This is a genomic window from Streptomyces sp. 8N706 (assembly GCF_052245415.1).
In the GTDB taxonomy this organism is placed as follows: Bacteria; Actinomycetota; Actinomycetes; order Streptomycetales; family Streptomycetaceae; genus Streptomyces.
In genome coordinates this window covers 150,967-167,472 of record NZ_JBQQBW010000003.1, presented here as the reverse complement: position 1 = coordinate 167,472, position 16,506 = coordinate 150,967, and the positions used below count along the sequence as shown (strand labels likewise).

Below are 16,506 nucleotides of genomic sequence, written 5' to 3'. Positions count from 1 at the left end.
CACATCCCCTGCGACGTGCGGGCGGCGCCACGTACAGGCGCTTGAGCTCGGCGGCGTCGGAGCCATGGACACGCCATCCGCCGCAGGCCACGGCCGTCCCGCCGAGGTAGCCGACCAGGAACAGACCGAGCGGCACAGCGAATTCGGCCGCGTGGACCGGCGTCCTGTCCACGTCCCCGTAGCGGTCCGCCTCATCCTGCTGGGCCGCGTCGACCAGCCGGGACGCGTCGGGGTGGTCGTAGGCCACGATGTCGATCCGCACGCCCCGATGCTCGCTCAATTCCCCGTCGGGCGCCAGGGATTCGAGCCGTGGCACTCAGTCAGCCCGACTACCATCCCTACGGCGGTGAACCGGCTCTGCCGGTCACGCCCGCCGGCGACAGAGTGTGCCCTCAACACGGAGGGCACACCCCTACTCGTCCTTGTCCTCGTTCGCCTTCGGAACGGGGGGCGGCTTCTCGCCGACGCCGCTCCACTCCTCGCCCTTGGTCCGTCCGGCAGGCCGACGGGACCGTCCTTTGGGGCCGGTGGGTTCGAAGCCCTTCTTGGAGCGGCCCGTCTCCTCGCCGCCGCGCGTGTCGCTCCGGCCGGCCTCGGTGGTGCCGTGCTTCTCCTCCTGCGACTCCTCGCGGCCCTTGCCACGTCCACCGCCGTGCTTGCCGGTTTCGAAGGACCGCCGCGCGCTCTTCGCGACCTCCTCGTCAGCCTTGCCCGCATCGGGTGCCCAACCGTGCTGTTCCTTGCCCTTGTGGCGGGTGGGGCCTTCACCCGCGGGCGGGTGCTTGTCCTTGGCCATGACCGTTTCGCCTCCTGTGTTCCATGGGTCAGCAGATACGCGGCAGCTGTTCGCCGAGCGGTACGTCGACCACGCGGGTGCCGCCGAGGCCGGTGGCCGCCACCACCATGCCGGGGTGTTCCTCGACGCACTCGCCGACGATCACTGCCTCTTTTCCGTGGGGGTGGGAGCGCATGGCCGCCAGGACGGCCTCGGCGTGTTCCCGGGGCACGAAGGCGGCGAGCTTGCCCTCGTTCGCCACGTACAGCGGGTCGAGGCCGAGGAACGCACAGGCGTTGGCCACCGCGTCCGGTACCGGGAGACTCCGCTCCTGGAGGGTGACGCCCACCCCCGATGCCGCGGCGATCTCGTTGAGGGTGGTGGCGAGGCCGCCGCGCGTGGGGTCGCGCAGGACGTGCAGGTCCCGGCAGGCGCCGAGCATGGTGTCGACGAGCCCGGCGAGGGCGGCGGTGTCGCTCTCGATCTCCACCCCGAACTCCAGGCCTTCGCGGACGCTCATGATCGCGACACCGTGCGATCCGAGCGCACCGCTCACGATCACCACGTCTCCCGGCCTGGCGCGCTGTGGCCGGATGTCCACGCCCTCGGGGATCACCCCGATCCCCGAGGTGTTGATGAAGATCTGGTCCCCGTGCCCGGCGTCGACGACCTTGGTGTCGCCGGTGGCCACCACGACCTCCGCCTCCTTGGCGGCGGCGCCGAGAGCTTGTGCCACCCGGCCGACGACCGAGAGCTCGACTCCCTCCTCCAGGATGAAACCGCACGACAGATAGGCCGGGCGCGCGCCGCTCATCGCCAGGTCGTTGACCGTGCCGTTGACCGCGAGGTCCCCGATGCTCCCGCCGGGGAAGAACAGGGGCCGCACCACGAAGGAGTCGGTGGAGAAGGCGAGCCGTGCTCCACCGATCCTCAAGGTGGCCGAGTCCCCCAGTTCGGCGAGCTCCTCGCCGCCGAAGGCCGGGGCGAACAGGTGCTCCACGAGCTCCGCGGACAGCGCCCCGCCGCCGCCGTGTCCCATCACCACCTTCTCCTGGTCGCGCAGCGGGGCCGGACAGGTCCAGCCGGAGAAGTCCGGTGCGGCCGCCGGGTCGGCCGCGGCACCCACCTGCGGAATGGCGTCGTGCAGCTGCGCGACATGTGTGCCGGTCGGATCAACCAACGGAAGTCGCCTCCTCCTCCGTCGACGTGGACGCGGGCGGCTCGGCCAGCCTGCGGTAGAGGTAGTACGCGGCGCAGGCGCCCTCGCTGGACACCATCGTCGCGCCGAGGGGATTGCGCGGGGTGCACTGCTTGCCGAAGGCCGCGCACTCATGGGGCTTGATCAGCCCTTGCAGGACCTCGCCGCTGCGACAGACCGTGGACTCCTGCGTGGTGATGCCGGTCACCGCGAACCGGTGCTCGGCGTCGTAGTGGCGGTACTTCTCCGACAGCCGCCATCCGCTGTCGGGAATCATGCCGATGCCCCGCCAGGCGCGGTCGGTGACGTCGAAGACATCGGCGAGCATCGCCTTGGCGGCCGGGCTGCCGTCCGGTTGGACCGCCCGCGGGTAGGCGTTGTCCACCGTGTGCTCGCCCGCCTCCAGCTGACGTACGGCGCGGCGGATGCCCTCGAGGATGTCCAGCGGCTCGAAGCCGGTGACCACGATCGGGACCCGGTGCCGCTCGGCGAGTCCGGGGTACTCCTGGATCCCCATCACCGTGCAGACGTGTCCCGCGGCGAGGAAGGCCTGGACCCGGCAGTCGGGCGAGTTCATGATGGCGTCGATCGCCGGCGGGACCCGCACATGCGACACCAGCAGGCTGAAGTTCTCGATACCGAGCTTCCGCGCCTGGTAGACGGTCATCGCATTGGGGGGTGCGGTCGTCTCGAAGCCGATTCCGAAGAAGACGACCTGCCGGTCCGGGTTCTCACGGGCGATCTTCAGCGCGTCCAGCGGCGAGTAGACGACCCGTACGTCCCCGCCCTCGCTCTTGACCTTGAACAGATCGCGGCCGCTGCCCGGTACCCGCAGCATGTCGCCGAAGGAACAGAAGATGACGTCGGGCCGGGCGGCGATGTCCAGCGCCTTGTCGATGATCTCCAGCGGGGTGACGCACACGGGGCAGCCCGGTCCGTGGATGAGCTGGATGCCGTCGGGCAGCAGCTGGTCGATACCGTGCCGGATGATCGAGTGCGTCTGCCCGCCGCACACTTCCATCAGCGACCAGGGCCTGGTGACGGTGGAGCGGATGTCGTCGAAGAGACGCTTGGCCAGTACGGGGTCACTGAACTCGTCGAGGTACTTCACGACTGTGCCTCCTTCGACGGGTCGTTGCCGGGGCCGGTGTCGGTGTCGGCAGGGCGCTGGGCCCCTGCCTCCTTGGCGGCGCGGCCCCAGGCGTCACCGAACTCCTCGTCGAGGACGCCGAGGTTCTCGAACAGCTCCAGCGTCTGCTTGGCGGACTCCTCGTCCAGCCGCTGCAGGGCGAAGCCCACATGCACGATGGCGTAGTCGCCCACCTGCATGTCGGGCAGATACTCCAGGCACACGTCCTTGACCACGCCGCCGAAGTCGACGCGCGCCATCCGGGTTCCGTCACGCTCTTCGATCTCCAGCACTCTGCCGGGAACGGCCAGGCACATAGCTCCTCCTCAGCTCGTCGCCTGTGGACCGGTCGGCAGCGGGTGTTCCGCCGGAGGCCGGGACCGGGACCGTGCGGCGACCATCAACTGGCCCAGGGCCAGGCCGCCGTCGTTGGGAGGCACCTTCCGGTGCCGCAGTACGGTGAATCCGCCCGCGCCGAGCGTCTCGGCGCAGGCCACGGTGAGCACGGCGTTGCAGAACACCCCTCCCGTGAGGGCCACGGTCTCCAGACCGGTGCGCTCCCGGGCGGCCGCGCAGATCGTGTGCACCAGAGCGGCCACGGCGAGGTGGAAACGGGCCGCCACCAGGCCTGCCGCCTCGCCGGACCGCAGATCCTCCACGGCCGCGGCGAGTACGGGGCCGGGGTCGGCGAGCAGCGGGCCGTCCTCACCCAGCCCGACGGGGCCCTGCCCGGCAGCTTCCGACCGGACCACGCCCGCCTCGACGGCTGCCGGCCCCAGGGCGAACCGGTATCCGGGGCCGCAGTCCTCCAGGCGCTTCAGCGCCGCGTTCTCCAACTCCATGGCGGCCTGCGCCTCGTAGTCGACGCGGTGGCAGACCCCGGCCAGCGAGGACACCGCATCGAACAGCCGCCCCATGCTCGAGGTCGGGACGCAGTTGAGGCCGCGCTCCAACTGCCGGGCCAGCAGGCGGCGCTCACCGGGGAGACAGGCCGCCGTGCACGGCAGGTCCTCCTCCCACGGCAGCCCCGCGGCCCGCAGATGGGAGAGCGCCATCCGGTACGGGTTGCGTACGGCCGCGTCGCCGCCGGGCAGCGGGACGTACGCCAGGTGCGCGAAGCGCTGGAATCCGTCGTAGTCGGCCACCAGCACTTCCCCGCCCCACACCGCGCCGTCGTCGCCGTACCCGGTCCCGTCGAAGGCGACCCCGATGACCGGGGAGGAACCGTCCAGGCCGTGTTCGGCCATGGTGGAGGCGACATGCGCGTGGTGGTGCTGCACCCGGCGCAGGGGCCGTCCCGCCCCGCCGCGCTGCGCCCACTGCCCCGACCGGTAGCCGGGGTGCCGGTCGGCGACCAGCAACTCGGGTGTGACGGAGGTCAGTTCCCGCAGATGACCGGTGGCGGTCTCGAAGGCGTGCAGGGTCGCCAGGTCGTCCATGTCGCCCACGTGTGCGGACAGCCAGGCGTAGCGGCCCTCCGCGACGCAGAAGGTGTTCTTCAGATCCCCGCCGACGGCCAGGGCCGGGTCCACGGGCACGGGCAGGGCGACGGGGAAGGGGGCGTAGCCGCGCGAGCGGCGCACCGGCAACTCCTCGCCGCCGCAGAAGCGTACGACCGAGTCGTCGCAGGGGACGTGGATGGGTCGGTCGTGGGTGAGCCAGGCGTCGGCCAGCCCTTCGAGGCGGGTGAGCGCGTCCTCGTCATCGGTGACGATGGGCTCTCCGGAGCGGTTGCCGCTGGTCATGACGAGGACCGCCGGGCCTTCCGGGTCGCCGGGCAAGCCGAGGAGGAGGTGGTGCAACGGCGTGTAGGGCAGCAGGAAGCCCAGGTCGGGGCTGCCGGGCGCGACGGCATCGGCCACGGCCGCGGTCTCCGCGGATGTACGGCGTCGGAGCAGGACCACCGGTCGGCGGCTGCCGGTGAGCAGCTCCCTCTCCCCCGGGCCCACATGGGCGAGCCGTTCGACGGTGGCCAGGGAGCGGGTCATCACGGCGAAGGGTTTGTCGCCGCGGTTCTTGCGTTTGCGCAGGGTGCGTACGGCGGCCGGATCGCCCGCGTCGCAGGCCAGGTGGTAGCCGCCGAGGCCCTTGACCGCGACGACGGAGCCGGCCGCGATGAGCCGCCGCGCCTCGGCGAGCGCGTCCTCCCCGGTGAGCGGGCGGGGGTCGGCGCGGCGGCGGACGAGCCGGAGGCGGGGCCCGCAGGTGTTGCAGGCGACGGGCTGGGCGTGGAAGCGGCGGTCGGCCGGGTCCTCGTACTCGCGGGCGCAGTCGGCGCACAGGGGGAAGCGCGCCATGGTCGTCCTGGCGCGGTCGTAGGGCAGGCCGGTGACGACGGTGAACCGCGGTCCGCAGTGGGTGCAGGTGATGAACGGGTGCCGGTATCTGCGGTCCTCGGGGTCCATGAACTCGGCCAGGCAGGCGTCGCAGGTGGCCACATCGGGCGAGACGAGGGTACGCCCGGTGCCGCCCTCGGAGGCGCGGATGGCGAAGCCGGTTCCGCCGCGCCCCGGCACGGCCTCGTGGGTGACGGACTCGACGACCGCGAGCGGAGGGGCCTGGCCGGCGAGCCGTTCGCAGAACGCGGCGACGTCGGCGGGGCGGCCCTCGACCTCGGCCTCCACGCCTTCGGGGGTGTTGGTGACATAGCCGCTGAGGCCCAGTTCGCCGGCGAGGGCATAGACGAACGGCCGGAAGCCCACGCCCTGCACCACTCCGCGCACGGACACCCTGAGCCGCTCCCGCGCCGGGGTGGCGGCGGGGGCGGCTGTTCGTGTGATCGGGCGGCTCATGGGGGTCCCTCGGAGCGTTGCGGCTAGGTGGGTACGGCCGCCGGGTGGTGGTGGTCCTCGCCACCATCGTGTGCGGCATGGTCGTGCCGGTGCATGTGCTGCTGGTGCGTCCGGGCGAGCGGCGGTTGGTGGACCGGGGCCCCCTCGGCGACGGCGAGGACCGCGTCGAGCAGTGCGTCGACGCCCGCCGCGGTACGGGCGGAGGTCTCCACGACCGGCACACCGGGGTTGACCTGCTGGACATGGCGGTGGAAGGCCTCCGCGTCGAAGGCGACGGCGTCGGCGATATCGGTCTTGGTGATCGTCACGAGGTTGGCGAGGCCGAAGGCCGTGGGGTACTTGAGCGGCTTGTCCTCGCCCTCGGTGACCGAGCCGAGCACGATCCGCAGGGTCTCCCCGAGGTCGTACGAGGCGGGGCAGACCAGATTGCCGACGTTCTCGACGAACAGCAGGCGGGTGCCGTCCGGAAGCCAGTCCTCCAGATGGCTCCGGAGCATGCCGGCCTCCAGATGGCAGAGGCCGTCGGTGAGTACCTGTTTGACCGGCGCGCCCGCGGTGGCGAGGCGGCGGGCGTCGTTCTCGGTGGCCAGATCCGCGGTGACCGCCGCCGAGGAGACCCCCCGGCGGACGGCGCGGGCGAGAAGCAGTTCCAGCAGAGCCGTCTTGCCGCTGCCGGGGCTGGAGAGCAGGTTCACCTCGGCCGTGCCGCGGTCCGCGAGATAGCGGCGCAGGTCGAGGGCGCGCTCATCGTTCTGGGCGAGCACCGCCTGTTGCAGGTCAACGACTCGGCACATGGGCTGCCTCCTCGGGGGTGCCGTCTTCGGGTCCGTCGGTCCCGGGCGGGTCGTCGGTGTCGTGGAGCACCACGTCGCCGATGTCCAGCTCGCGTCCGCTCAGCACTTCGGTGAAGGGCTCGCCGCAGTCGGGGCACCACAGGGCCGGTGGCACGCCGAGCGCGGTCTCCCGTCCGCACTCCGCGCACCGGGCGCGGGCCGGGACCAGCTCCGTGATCAGCTGCGCGCCGGCCAGCACGGTGCCTTCGGTGGCCAGCCCGAAGGAGAAGGCGAGGGCGTCGGGCACCACGCCGGACAGTTCGCCGATACGGACGCGCAGCGATGCGACACGCCGCGCTCCGTGGGCCCGGGCCGCCTCCTCCACCTGCGCCACGATGGCCAGGGCGATGGACAGCTCATGCACGACCCCTCACCTCCACCGCTCGCCGGTCCCGTTGCGGATCACTACGGTGGACGGAGGAGACCCCTTCCCCGCGGTTGGCGCTTTCCGGCAGGAGGCCTGCACCATGACCGTTCACGGAACGGGACGGCGCGGGTTGATCGTCCCCGTCCTGTTGCTGCTGCTGGCCGAGCGGCCCGACCACGGCTACGAGCTGCTCCAGCGACTGCAGGCGTTCGGCTGGGCGGGCTGCGAGTCGGCGAGCGTCTACCGCCTGCTGCGCGGTATGGAGAAGGAAGGGATGCTCGCGTCCTCGTGGCGCGCGTCGGAAACCGGGCCGGCGCGGCGGCAGTACGAGATCACCCCGCAGGGAGCCATGGAACTGGCGCTGTGGTTCCTGCGCCTGGGCGAATTGCACGAGACGCTCCATGTCTTCCTGGAGCGGTACGCCCAACTGCCCGCGGGGGCGCCGGGAACCGAGGCGAGGCCGTCGAAGACCGGCCGCCGGGCGACCCGGCCCTCGTAGGCCCTGCCCGGGCCTCAGGTTCTCGAAGCGCGTGCTCACGGCGTCACATCCTGCGGATCCGGAGGTAGCGCCGGATGTCCGGCAGGGTCCGTGCCAGGACGTACGCGGTACCCAGTGTCGTCACGGCCACCGCCGCGCCGATCCATATCCGATCCATTCCGGTCTCCTTTGTGCGACGTGCTGTCCCCGGTGCCGTGGTACGGCTGTCCGGCGACCTCCAGAACCAGACCGACCGCGTGATCGACCGCGGCCGCGACGGGTGCGCTGAGGCCGATGCCCTCCTCGGTGCACAGCGGCTCGCAGGCCACCACCAGCACCTGGTCGGGGACCGACCCGCCCGCTCCGGCGCTCAGCTCTCCGGCCAGGGCCAGCACGGAGGCGGGGTCCATGCCGTGGCCGTCGAGAGGCGCGGCTGCCTGGGCCGCTGCCGAGGGCAGGGCCTGTGCGGTCGCGTCGATCAGATACACCGTTCCGGGCTCGGCGCCGCGAGCGGTGGTGTCCACCAGCACGAGCCGGGAGAATCCGTCGAGCAGCCGGTACGCCAGATGGACCCCTCGGATGCCGACGTCCATGATCTCCACTCCGCCGGGGAGCGGTCGCCCGGTGAGCCTGCGGACGGTCTCGACGCCGAAGCCGTCGTCGCCCAGGAAGATGTTGCCCACCCCGGCGATCAGAGTGCGGTTCCCGGTGGCGGCCGCGGGCCGGGGCGCGCTCGTCATCCGTCCTCCCCGGGCCCGGCCGCCGTCAGAGGCCGCTCCTCGTCCGGGGGATCGATCTCATCCGGCTTGAAGTAGAGGAAGCGTCCCTGGTCGCGGCGGACATCGGCGCCGGGGTCGCCGTCCACCACCACCGCGACATGGACCTCGCCGTCGAGATCGCGCAGGACCGCCTCGACCGTGGCGTACCGGCCGTGCAGAAACATGTCCTGGGCGTCGGTGTGGCGCAGCCCCGGCCGCAGCCTCACCCGGCTCCCCGCCCGGACCGCCCGCCCCGCTACGAGGACGGCGTCCCGCGCGGGATCGGCCTCGGGGTCGTTGCCGGGGTCCCACCAGGGCAGTCCTGGACCGGTCGGCAACCGCGGTACGGACGGACGCCCCGGTCCGTCCGAGGGGCCGGTCTCCTCCTCCGTGATCTCCCGCAGGCCCCGGATGGCGCCGTGCAGCCGCTCCATCACCGGCGCCGGCATGTCGTCCACCAGCTCGATGACGTCGGCCGCCCGGTCGTCGGTGCCGCGCGCCTCGCGCTTCTCCCGCTCGGTGAGGGCCGCGGTGCGCAGCGAGAGGATCTCGTCGATCTCGGTGGCGTCGTACAGCGCCCCCGGGCTCTCGTCGGCGATCCGCGGGTGGTCCTCGAGGATGATCGGCGAGGAGAGCAGGACGTCCCGGTGGTCGGGGCCGGACGCCAGGACGGGCCAGGTGTGTTCGTTGCGGCAGGCCTCGGCGGCGGGGCGCGCCCACTGCGGCGGGTCCGTCATCGACAGAAAGCGCCCGCCGGGCAGCCCCAGCAGCAGATGGGCCGCGACCAGGCTGTGCGTCAGGGCCGTGTCCCGGCCGCTGTCCGGGCCGGGAGCCCACGGCGAGGTGTTGCGGACGGTCACGGTCAGACGCATCGCGCCGTACGGGCCGGGCACGGGTTCGGCGGCGAGGCGGATCTCTCCCTCCACCCGCTGCCGGGTGCGCACCATCCGGCCGACGGTCCGCCCGCCGCCGTCCCGGACCGGCTCGTACTCGACCGACTCGGGCCGGTGGAAGGCCACGGAGTGCCCGGGTACAGCCAACTCGGCGAGGGGTAGCGAGAGTTCGATCTGCTCGGTCACGCCCTCGTCCCAGGGGACGATCACCCGGTCGGGCAGTTCCAGCTCGGGCACGTCCCCGAAGGACCGGCCGTCGGCGTGGAGGCGTTCGACCGTACGGCGGCGTACGTGGAGAAAGCGCAGCTCCGCCAGGAGCCGGTCGGCTCTGCGCGGTTCGAGCAGGCAATCGGTGCGCTGCTCGGCGTGCTCCCCGCCCGCCTCCTCCCACGCCGGGGGGACCAGGACCCCGAACTGCCAGCGCAGCCGGTTCTTCCCGGCGGAGGCACGGTAGGGATAGAGCACATAGCCCTCGAAGAGCACGGCGTCGGCGACCGTGCGGGCGTCGGCGAACCCTTCGAGGACGCGGGCGACGGCGTCGGCACCGGTGTCGGTGGTCATGTCGCCCACTCCCTTCCTTCGGCTCCGGCGCCGTCCGGGCCGCCCCGGCCGGCTCCCTTCGGGGGCTCGGTTTCGGCGGTGTGCAGCAGTTCCTCGACGACGCGCTCCCAGGACGGCAACGCCCGTGACGAGCGGAACCTCTGCAAGGAGTCCAGGCAGTCGCGGCGCAGCCGCAGCCACCCGCAGTTGGGGAAGTACTGTTCGATCATCTGCCGCCACACCTGGACCGGCAGCGGGAACCGGGCCTCCTTGTGCCAGGGGATCGGCTCGGCGCGGAACCCGCGGTCACCGCTGAACACGGTTCCGGAGAAGAGCATCAGCAGCGGTGCCTCGCCACCGGCCAGGGCCCGGAAGTAGGTGGCGGAGGCCACCTCCATGTCGTAGGTGCACACCACGGGCAGGTCCGTCTCCGTCGAGCCGGTGAAGCCGGGGACGGTGAGGGACGTATGGGCGAACTGCAGAGGCTTGAGAGTGGTGCCCCATCGGCCGGGCTCGCCGAACAGGTCGCCCAGCAGCTCCGCCTCCCCCGGTTCGTAGCGCCGGCGCACGGGCTCGATCCGTATCTGGCAGCGGAGGGCGATGGCGTGTACGGGGGCGCCCTCGGTCTCCTCGATACGCAGCCGGAAGAGCAGGGTCGGTCCGGCCCCGTAGGGCTCGGGGCGGACGTCCGTGCAGCTGAAGGCCAGGTCGGTCACGGCCCGCTCCCCTCCTCGTAGGGGCGCGCCCGGTCGCGTACCCGTTCGAAGAAGGCCGCCAGGTCCGCCCTCGCCTCGGCTCCGCCGTCGAAGCCCTGCCAGTGCAGCCGCATCCGTCCCACCAGCTCGTAGCAGGCGTCGACGGGGACGAGGAAGCACTCCCCCGGTTCGTCGTGGGTACGGCGTACCAGCAGGGCTTCCACATCGGGTTCGAGGACGGCCGCGAGACGGCTGTCGCCGAGAACGGTCTGCCAGGTCTCCGGGTCCAGTTCGCTCTCCGTGGCGCCGGCGGGGCTGGGATAGAAGGCGGCGAGGCGGTCCATTGCCGAGTTGCGGAAGAAGAAGGCGAGGCCGACGGGGATCTGAAGCCGGTTCCAGTCGGCGTCGTCGAGGGTGAACGAGGGGTCCGCGAGGTAGCGGTCGGGGACCGCGCGGAACCGTCCGCCACCGGCGCCGGGGCGGGTGAAGAGCAGATGGCAGCCCGTGCAGGCGCATTTGAGCGCCCGGCTGTGGATGTCGACCAGGTGCCGGTGCTCCTGGCGCAGCGGCTCGCCGCACAGTTCGCAGCGCTCCACTCCCGGTTCGGGACGCCGGGTGAAGCGGCGCAGGCCCGGAAGGGCGGGCGCCCGGTTGCCCACCGGGTCCGCCGCGTCCGGTGCGGGGCGGGCGGTCACGGTCCCGCTCCTTGCAGCACACCGGGCAGGGCGACCCGTATCCCACCGTCCTCCTCCAGCAGCGGGACCGGTTCCAGGTGTCCCCGCGCCCCCCGGCCCGCACGGTGGACGTCGTACTCCGCGGCGCAGTGCGCACAGCGCAGCAGTTCGCCGTCGAGCGTGCCGTCATGGACCGGCGCGGCGCAGGCAGGGCAGTGGTCGCGGTAGGCGTAGAGGTGGCCCGGGAGCCGGATGAGGAGCAGTGGTATCCCGGCGGTCTCGTGGACGGTGCTCTCGCCGACGGCGGGCAGCGGCGGGCGGTCGAGGGTGTGCCACTGGACGTCCTCGTCGCCGCCCGGCACGGCCCCGGCGGCACCGGGAGCACCGGGAGCACCGGGAGCACCGGACACACCGGGGGCATCGGGGGGCCGGGAGGAGATCTGGAGCAGCGCCGGTTCGCCCGGCTGCTGCTGCTCGACGCCCTCGACCTCGACCCCCGCGACCTCGGGGGCGGCGCGGGCCACCGCGCCTTCGATGGTCCAGCGGACCGTCTGGGCCGAGGACGGGCAGCCCTCGCAGCTGCCGCGCAGCCGCAGGCGCAGGATCTGGGTGTCCGGGTCGAGACCGATGACGTCCACATCACCGGCGTGGGAGCCGAGGTACGGGCGCACTTCGTCCAGCGCGCGCCCCACCCGGGTCATGGTGTCCTCGGGGTGCAGGTCGTGCAGGATCAGCAGACCGCGGACGAGTTCGTCGTCGGTGAGGACCTCGACGGGGGACGTGCCGGGTTCCGCCGACGCCAGCAGTTCCATGATTCTGGACAGGCCCGCACCGTAGAACTCCACGAGGGCACGGACGAGTTCGTCGGCGGTGTCGCGCGCCTCGGGTCCGACGGTACGGTCGAGAGCCTCGAGGAGTTCCTCGACGCGTCGGCCGACCTGCTCCTGTTCCTTCGCTGCCGCACTCATGACGCACCTCCCTGCCGGTCGCCGGCGGGACCGCTCCGGTCAGCCGCCCAGTCCGCTCATGCCGGTGGGAGCATGGGTCTGCTGCAGGGTCCTGCCGCTGCCGAGGTACATGTGCACCCCGCAGGGCAGACAGGGGTCGAAGCTGCGCACCGTGCGCATGATGTCGATGCCCTTGAAGGTCTCCACCGGGTTCTCTTCGAAGATGGGTGTGTTCTGCACGGCGTCCTCGTAGGGGCCGGGCGTTCCGTAGGAGTCGCGCACACTGGCGTTCCACGGAGTGGGCGGGTACGGGTGGTAGTTGGCGATCTTGCCGTCGCGGATCACCATGTGGTGGGACAGCACCCCGCGTACGGCCTCGGTGAAGCCGACGCCGATGGACTCGTCGGGGACCTCGAAGCTCTCCCAGGTCTGGGTGTGGCCGGACCTGACCTCCTCCATCGCCTGTTCGGCGAAGTGCAGGGCGGCGGCCGCGACATAGGCCTGGAAGTAGGTCCGTGCGCGGTTGCGCTCGATGGCGTTGCTCCAGCGCGGGATCTTCCACTCGAAGGTGGTCTCGGGTTTGGTCATCGTCCGGGGCAGGTTGATCTTCACGCTGTGGCCGGTGGCCTGGACGTAGCCGATGTCGACCAGTCCGTTCAGCGCCGTCGACCACAGCCGGGCGATCGGGCCTCCGCCGGTGTCCAGCGCGAGGTGTTCCGTGCCGTTGAACCAGCGCGGCGACATCACCCAGCTGTAGTTGCCGTCGAAGTCGCGCTTCTGCGGCGCGGGGATGGTGTGCTGGTTCCAGGGATGGCGGGCGTCGATGGGATTGCCCAGCGGGTCCCGCTCGACGAACTTCTCCATCCCGACCCAGTCGTCGTAGTAGGAGGAACCCAGCAGGATGCGGATGCCGAGGTTGATGTCCACCAGGTCGTTGGTGATGAGCTCGCCGTCCACGATGATGCCGGGGGTGACGAACATCCGGCGGCCCCACTCGCTCATGTTGCGGTAGGTGAAGTCGCAGTACTCGGGGTCGTTGAGCGCGCCCCAGCAGTTCAGCAGCACCCGGCGCCGCCCCACTTCCTCGTACCCGGGAAGGGCCTCGTAGAAGAAGTCGAACAGGTCGTCGTGGAGCGGGACGACGCGCTTCATGAACTCGACGTAGCGCATGAGGCGCGTGAGGTAGTCGGTGAACAGCTGGATGGTCGCGACCGTGCCGACGCCGCCGGGATAGAGGGTGGACGGGTGGACGTGCCGCCCCTCCATCAGGCAGAACATCTCCCGGGTCATCCGGCTGACCTGGAGCGCCTCGCGGTAGAACTCGCCCTCGAGCGGGTTGAGCGAGCGCATGATGTCGGCGATGGTGCGGTAGCCGTGGTCGGCCGCGTGCGGTGCCTCGGTGCGCTCGGCCTGTTCGAGCACGCCCGGGTTCGTCTCGCGGACCATCTTCTCGCAGTAGTCGACCCCTACCAGGTTCTCCTGGAAGATGTTGTGGTCGAACATGAACTCGGCGGCCTCACCGAGGTTGATGATCCATTCGCCGAGGTGCGGAGGCACCACACCGTAGGCCATGTTCTGGGTGTAGACCGAGCAGGTGGCGTGGTTGTCCCCGCAGATGCCGCAGATGCGGCTGGTGATGAAGTGGGCGTCCCGAGGGTCCTTGCCCTTCATGAAGACGCTGTACCCGCGGAAGACGGACGAGGTGCTGTAGCACTCCGCCACCCGCTTCTGCTTGAAGTCGACCTTGGCGTGGATGCCGAGGCTGCCGACGATGCGTGTGATCGGGTCCCACGACATCTCGAGCAGGTCGCTGTCCGCCGCTTTCTTCGTCTTCGGTGCCATGGCTTCGGGTACCTTTCCTCAACCGTCGGTGTCAGACTGCCGCGGTCGGCGGCCTCGAGTCCGCGCGCGGGATCACCACGGCGGGCGGTATCCGGTCAGGATCTTGTCCCCCCTGCGCCGCCACTTCGGTTCCTTGTCGACCGTCCTGGCGGTGATGTCGCGCAGCTTCCGGATCACGGCTCCGTACGCTCCGCTCGCCGTGCTGGAGACGGCGGCCCCCGGCGGCTCGTCCATGAAGGGCATGAACTTGTCGGGGAACCCCGGCATCGTGCAGGCGATGCAGATGCCGCCCACGTTGGGGCAGCCGCCGATGCCGTTGATCCAGCCGCGCTTGGGCACGTTGCACTTCACGACCGGGCCCCAGCAGCCGATCTTGACCAGGCACTGCGGGGATCCGTACTCATGGGCGAACTGGCCCTGCTCGTAGTAGCCCGCGCGGTCGCAGCCCTCGTGGACGGTGAAGCCGAAGAGCCAGGTGGGGCGCAGTTCGTCATCCAGCGGGATCATCGGCGCCGACCCGGCGGCCTGGTAGAGCAGATACGTGAGCGTCTCCGAGGCGTTGTCGGGGTGCACCGGGCAGCCGGGCACGCAGACGATGGGGATGCCCGCCTTGGACGTCCAGTCCCAGCCGAGGTAGTCGGGCACACCCATGGCGCCGGTCGGGTTGCCCTCCATGGCGTGGATCCCGCCGTAGGTCGCACAGGTGCCGAGCGCCACGACGGCCAGGGCCTTGGGTGCGAGGCGGTCGATCCACTCACTGGTGGTCATGGGCTGGCCGGTCTCGGGGTTGTCCCCGAAGCCGCACCAGTAGCCCTCCCGCTTGATCGCCTCATTCGGAATGGATCCTTCGATGACCAGCACAAAGGGCTCGATCTCCCCGCGATCGGCCTTGAAGAACCACTCGATGAAGGTGTCGGCGCCCGTGACCGGACCGCATTCGTAATCGATCAGCGGCCAGTGCACGGCGACCTTGGGCAACCCGGGAAGGGCCCCGAGAGCGATTTCCTCGATAGTTGGCTGGGTGGCGGCCGTCAGCGCGACGGAGTCACCGTCACAGCTCAGGCCCGCATTGATCCACAGTATGTGAATGGGGGCTTCTTCTGCTTTTTCTCCGTCGACTGTTCCGGCATCGGCGGAGGTGACGGTGGTCTCGCTCATGGACGTCCTCCTCCGGATCCTGCGGGCGCGCGCGGCACTGCCCGCCCTTCCTATCCGGGATAGCCCACCGGCGTGGACGCCGGTAAGTGCGGGATGTCCCTATGGCCCGCAGGACCGAGGAGAAACCGAGGAGAAGCGGAGCTCCGCTCAGATGCTGACGCCCTTGGCGCGCAGGTAGGCGAGGGGATTGATATCGGAACCGAAACCGGGGCCGGTGCGTACCTCGAAGTGCAGATGCGGGCCCGTGCTGTTACCGGTCGAGCCCGAACGGGCGATGCGCTGGCCGCCGGTCACCGACTGGCCGGGCCGGACGGACACCGCGGAGAGATGGGCGTACTGGCTGTACTTTCCGTCCGCGTGGCGGATCACTATCTCGTAGCCGTACGCCCCGCCCCAGCCCGCCGAGACGACCTCACCGCTGCCGATCGCCCTGACGGAGGTACCGGTCGCGACGGGGAAGTCGACGCCGGTGTGGTAACCCCGGGACCAGCTGCTGCCCGAGGCCCGGTAGGCGGTGCCGGGGCTCACTCCGCTGACAGGTGCCGTGAAGCCCCGCGCGGCGGCCTGCGATGTGGCCGGCTGCTCCGCCCTGTGCTTCGGCTTCGCCTTCGGCGCGGCCTTCGGGGCGGTCTTCGGGGCGGTCTTCCGCTCGGTCTTCGGCTGGGCCGCGCGGTGCTCCGTCCTCTGACGGTCCGAACGCACCGGCCGGGACCTGTCGGTGGTGGGCGCCTTGCCGTCGAGGGAGAGCCGCTGGCCGGGCAGGATCAGGTCCGGGTCCCCGCCGACGACGTCGCGGTTGGTCTCGTAGAGCCGCTCCCAGCCGCCGTCGACATCGCGTACGCGGGCGATGGTGTAGAGGCTGTCCCCGGCTGCGACGGTGTAGGTCTCGGGCCTCGTACGGTCGGCGCGGTCGGCGGCCGGCCGCTGCCCGGGACTGGCGGGCGTGGCGGACGTACGCGCCGTGGCGGCCTTCCCGGGAGTCCTCTTCTCCGCGGCGGGAGCGATCCGGGGAGCGGCCCCGTCCCGGGTCAGACCGGCTCGGACGGAGCAGATCGGCCAGGCGCCGGGCCCCTGGCCGTCGAGCACCTTCTCGGCAACGGCGATCTGCTGGTCCCGGGTCGCGAGATCCGCGCGGGGCGCATAGGCGGTCCCGCCGTACTCCTCCCAGGTGGCCTGGGTGAACTGCAGGCCGCCGTAGAAGCCGTTGCCGGAGTTGATGTCCCAGTCGTTGGTGCTCTCGCACTCGGCAACCCGGTCCCAGGTGTCCACGGGTGCCGCGCTCGCACCCGAGACCCCGATCAGGGGCAGGGCCAGACCCGCGCCGCCGGCGGTCACGGTCAGGGATGCCTGCGAGATGCGGTTCGGCTGGTAACGGCGATGGCGTCCACGGGCGGGCATAGAGTGCTTCCTCTCCTGCGCGCGGGCGC

The 16,506-nt window shown here is 71.3% G+C and carries 17 protein-coding genes; 1 reads left to right on the top strand and 16 read right to left on the bottom strand.

What is annotated here, in order from left to right:
- The 8 genes from ACTWQE_RS02710 to hypA form a co-directional block, all read right to left on the bottom strand.
- On the bottom strand, nucleotides 1–262 hold a 262-nt coding region (locus ACTWQE_RS02710; protein WP_443327142.1), incomplete at its 3' end, for a GNAT family N-acetyltransferase.
- Nucleotides 263–412: 150 nt separating this feature from the next.
- Nucleotides 413–796 (bottom strand): hypothetical protein, encoded by a 384-nt coding sequence (locus ACTWQE_RS02705; RefSeq protein ID WP_443327141.1) that lies wholly within the window; start codon nucleotides 794–796, stop codon nucleotides 413–415.
- Nucleotides 797–824: 28 nt separating this feature from the next.
- Complete coding sequence (gene hypE, locus ACTWQE_RS02700) at nucleotides 825–1,922, bottom strand: hydrogenase expression/formation protein HypE (protein ID WP_443327155.1); 1,098 nt, start codon at nucleotides 1,920–1,922, stop codon at nucleotides 825–827.
- 25 nt (nucleotides 1,923–1,947) lie between these two features.
- Nucleotides 1,948–3,084: a hydrogenase formation protein HypD gene (gene hypD / locus ACTWQE_RS02695; protein ID WP_443327140.1), complete on the bottom strand. Its 1,137-nt coding sequence runs from the start codon at nucleotides 3,082–3,084 to the stop codon at nucleotides 1,948–1,950.
- Nucleotides 3,081–3,419: a HypC/HybG/HupF family hydrogenase formation chaperone gene (locus tag ACTWQE_RS02690; RefSeq protein WP_443327139.1), complete on the bottom strand. Its 339-nt coding sequence runs from the start codon at nucleotides 3,417–3,419 to the stop codon at nucleotides 3,081–3,083. Before ACTWQE_RS02690 ends, hypD begins: the two co-directional genes overlap by 4 nt.
- A gap of 9 nt (nucleotides 3,420–3,428) precedes the next feature.
- The gene (gene hypF / locus ACTWQE_RS02685; protein WP_443327138.1) at nucleotides 3,429–5,894 is read right to left on the bottom strand and encodes a carbamoyltransferase HypF; all 2,466 of its coding nucleotides are present in this window, start codon (nucleotides 5,892–5,894) and stop codon (nucleotides 3,429–3,431) included.
- Between the two features lie 23 nt (nucleotides 5,895–5,917).
- A complete protein-coding gene (hypB, locus tag ACTWQE_RS02680; protein ID WP_443327137.1) occupies nucleotides 5,918–6,688 on the bottom strand; it encodes a hydrogenase nickel incorporation protein HypB in 771 nt (256 codons plus the stop codon).
- Nucleotides 6,672–7,091: a hydrogenase maturation nickel metallochaperone HypA gene (hypA, locus tag ACTWQE_RS02675; protein WP_443327136.1), complete on the bottom strand. Its 420-nt coding sequence runs from the start codon at nucleotides 7,089–7,091 to the stop codon at nucleotides 6,672–6,674. The genes hypB and hypA overlap by 17 nt, the downstream gene beginning before the upstream one ends.
- Before the next feature lie 103 nt (nucleotides 7,092–7,194).
- On the opposite strand from hypA, the gene ACTWQE_RS02670 reads away from it, so the two are divergent.
- A complete protein-coding gene (locus tag ACTWQE_RS02670) occupies nucleotides 7,195–7,593 on the top strand; it encodes a helix-turn-helix transcriptional regulator (protein ID WP_443327135.1) in 399 nt (132 codons plus the stop codon).
- Nucleotides 7,594–7,628: 35 nt separating this feature from the next.
- On the opposite strand, the gene ACTWQE_RS02665 is transcribed toward ACTWQE_RS02670, so the two are convergent.
- The 8 genes from ACTWQE_RS02665 to ACTWQE_RS02630 all read right to left on the bottom strand — a co-directional run bounded on the left by ACTWQE_RS02665 (nucleotide 7,629) and on the right by ACTWQE_RS02630 (nucleotide 16,477).
- Nucleotides 7,629–8,312, bottom strand: a complete 684-nt coding sequence (locus ACTWQE_RS02665; protein ID WP_443327134.1) for a hydrogenase maturation protease — start codon at nucleotides 8,310–8,312, stop codon at nucleotides 7,629–7,631.
- Nucleotides 8,309–9,784, bottom strand: coding sequence for a hypothetical protein (locus tag ACTWQE_RS02660; RefSeq protein ID WP_443327133.1), 1,476 nt, complete (start codon nucleotides 9,782–9,784; stop codon nucleotides 8,309–8,311). Before ACTWQE_RS02660 ends, ACTWQE_RS02665 begins: the two co-directional genes overlap by 4 nt.
- Nucleotides 9,781–10,479, bottom strand: a complete 699-nt coding sequence (locus tag ACTWQE_RS02655; protein ID WP_443327132.1) for a DUF6084 family protein — start codon at nucleotides 10,477–10,479, stop codon at nucleotides 9,781–9,783. Before ACTWQE_RS02655 ends, ACTWQE_RS02660 begins: the two co-directional genes overlap by 4 nt.
- A complete protein-coding gene (locus ACTWQE_RS02650; RefSeq protein ID WP_443327154.1) occupies nucleotides 10,476–11,117 on the bottom strand; it encodes a DUF5947 family protein in 642 nt (213 codons plus the stop codon). Before ACTWQE_RS02650 ends, ACTWQE_RS02655 begins: the two co-directional genes overlap by 4 nt.
- A 32-nt stretch (nucleotides 11,118–11,149) precedes the next feature.
- On the bottom strand, nucleotides 11,150–12,100 hold the full coding sequence (locus ACTWQE_RS02645; protein WP_443327131.1) for a NifU family protein: 951 nt from the start codon (nucleotides 12,098–12,100) through the stop codon (nucleotides 11,150–11,152).
- Between the two features lie 39 nt (nucleotides 12,101–12,139).
- Complete coding sequence (locus tag ACTWQE_RS02640) at nucleotides 12,140–13,921, bottom strand: nickel-dependent hydrogenase large subunit (protein WP_443327130.1); 1,782 nt, start codon at nucleotides 13,919–13,921, stop codon at nucleotides 12,140–12,142.
- A 72-nt stretch (nucleotides 13,922–13,993) separates the two neighbouring features.
- Nucleotides 13,994–15,079 (bottom strand): hydrogenase expression protein HypE, encoded by a 1,086-nt coding sequence (locus tag ACTWQE_RS02635; protein WP_443327129.1) that lies wholly within the window; start codon nucleotides 15,077–15,079, stop codon nucleotides 13,994–13,996.
- A 147-nt stretch (nucleotides 15,080–15,226) separates the two neighbouring features.
- Entirely contained in the window at nucleotides 15,227–16,477 is a 1,251-nt protein-coding gene (locus ACTWQE_RS02630) for a transglycosylase family protein (protein ID WP_443327128.1), read from the bottom strand.
- Between the last annotated feature and the right edge of the window lie 29 nt (nucleotides 16,478–16,506).

What these genes read in the sequence shown, in the direction of transcription:
- ACTWQE_RS02705 (WP_443327141.1), bottom strand. Translation starts at nt 796, where the DNA reads ATGGCCAAGGACAAGCACCCGCCCGCGGGTGAAGGCCCCACCCGCCAC.
- ACTWQE_RS02690 (WP_443327139.1), bottom strand. Translation starts at nt 3,419, where the DNA reads ATGTGCCTGGCCGTTCCCGGCAGAGTGCTGGAGATCGAAGAGCGTGAC.
- hypF (WP_443327138.1), bottom strand. Translation starts at nt 5,894, where the DNA reads ATGAGCCGCCCGATCACACGAACAGCCGCCCCCGCCGCCACCCCGGCG.
- hypB (WP_443327137.1), bottom strand. Translation starts at nt 6,688, where the DNA reads ATGTGCCGAGTCGTTGACCTGCAACAGGCGGTGCTCGCCCAGAACGAT.
- ACTWQE_RS02670 (WP_443327135.1), top strand. Translation starts at nt 7,195, where the DNA reads ATGACCGTTCACGGAACGGGACGGCGCGGGTTGATCGTCCCCGTCCTG.
- ACTWQE_RS02665 (WP_443327134.1), bottom strand. Translation starts at nt 8,312, where the DNA reads ATGACGAGCGCGCCCCGGCCCGCGGCCGCCACCGGGAACCGCACTCTG.
- ACTWQE_RS02660 (WP_443327133.1), bottom strand. Translation starts at nt 9,784, where the DNA reads ATGACCACCGACACCGGTGCCGACGCCGTCGCCCGCGTCCTCGAAGGG.
- ACTWQE_RS02645 (WP_443327131.1), bottom strand. Translation starts at nt 12,100, where the DNA reads ATGAGTGCGGCAGCGAAGGAACAGGAGCAGGTCGGCCGACGCGTCGAG.
- ACTWQE_RS02640 (WP_443327130.1), bottom strand. Translation starts at nt 13,921, where the DNA reads ATGGCACCGAAGACGAAGAAAGCGGCGGACAGCGACCTGCTCGAGATG.
- ACTWQE_RS02635 (WP_443327129.1), bottom strand. Translation starts at nt 15,079, where the DNA reads ATGAGCGAGACCACCGTCACCTCCGCCGATGCCGGAACAGTCGACGGA.
- ACTWQE_RS02630 (WP_443327128.1), bottom strand. Translation starts at nt 16,477, where the DNA reads ATGCCCGCCCGTGGACGCCATCGCCGTTACCAGCCGAACCGCATCTCG.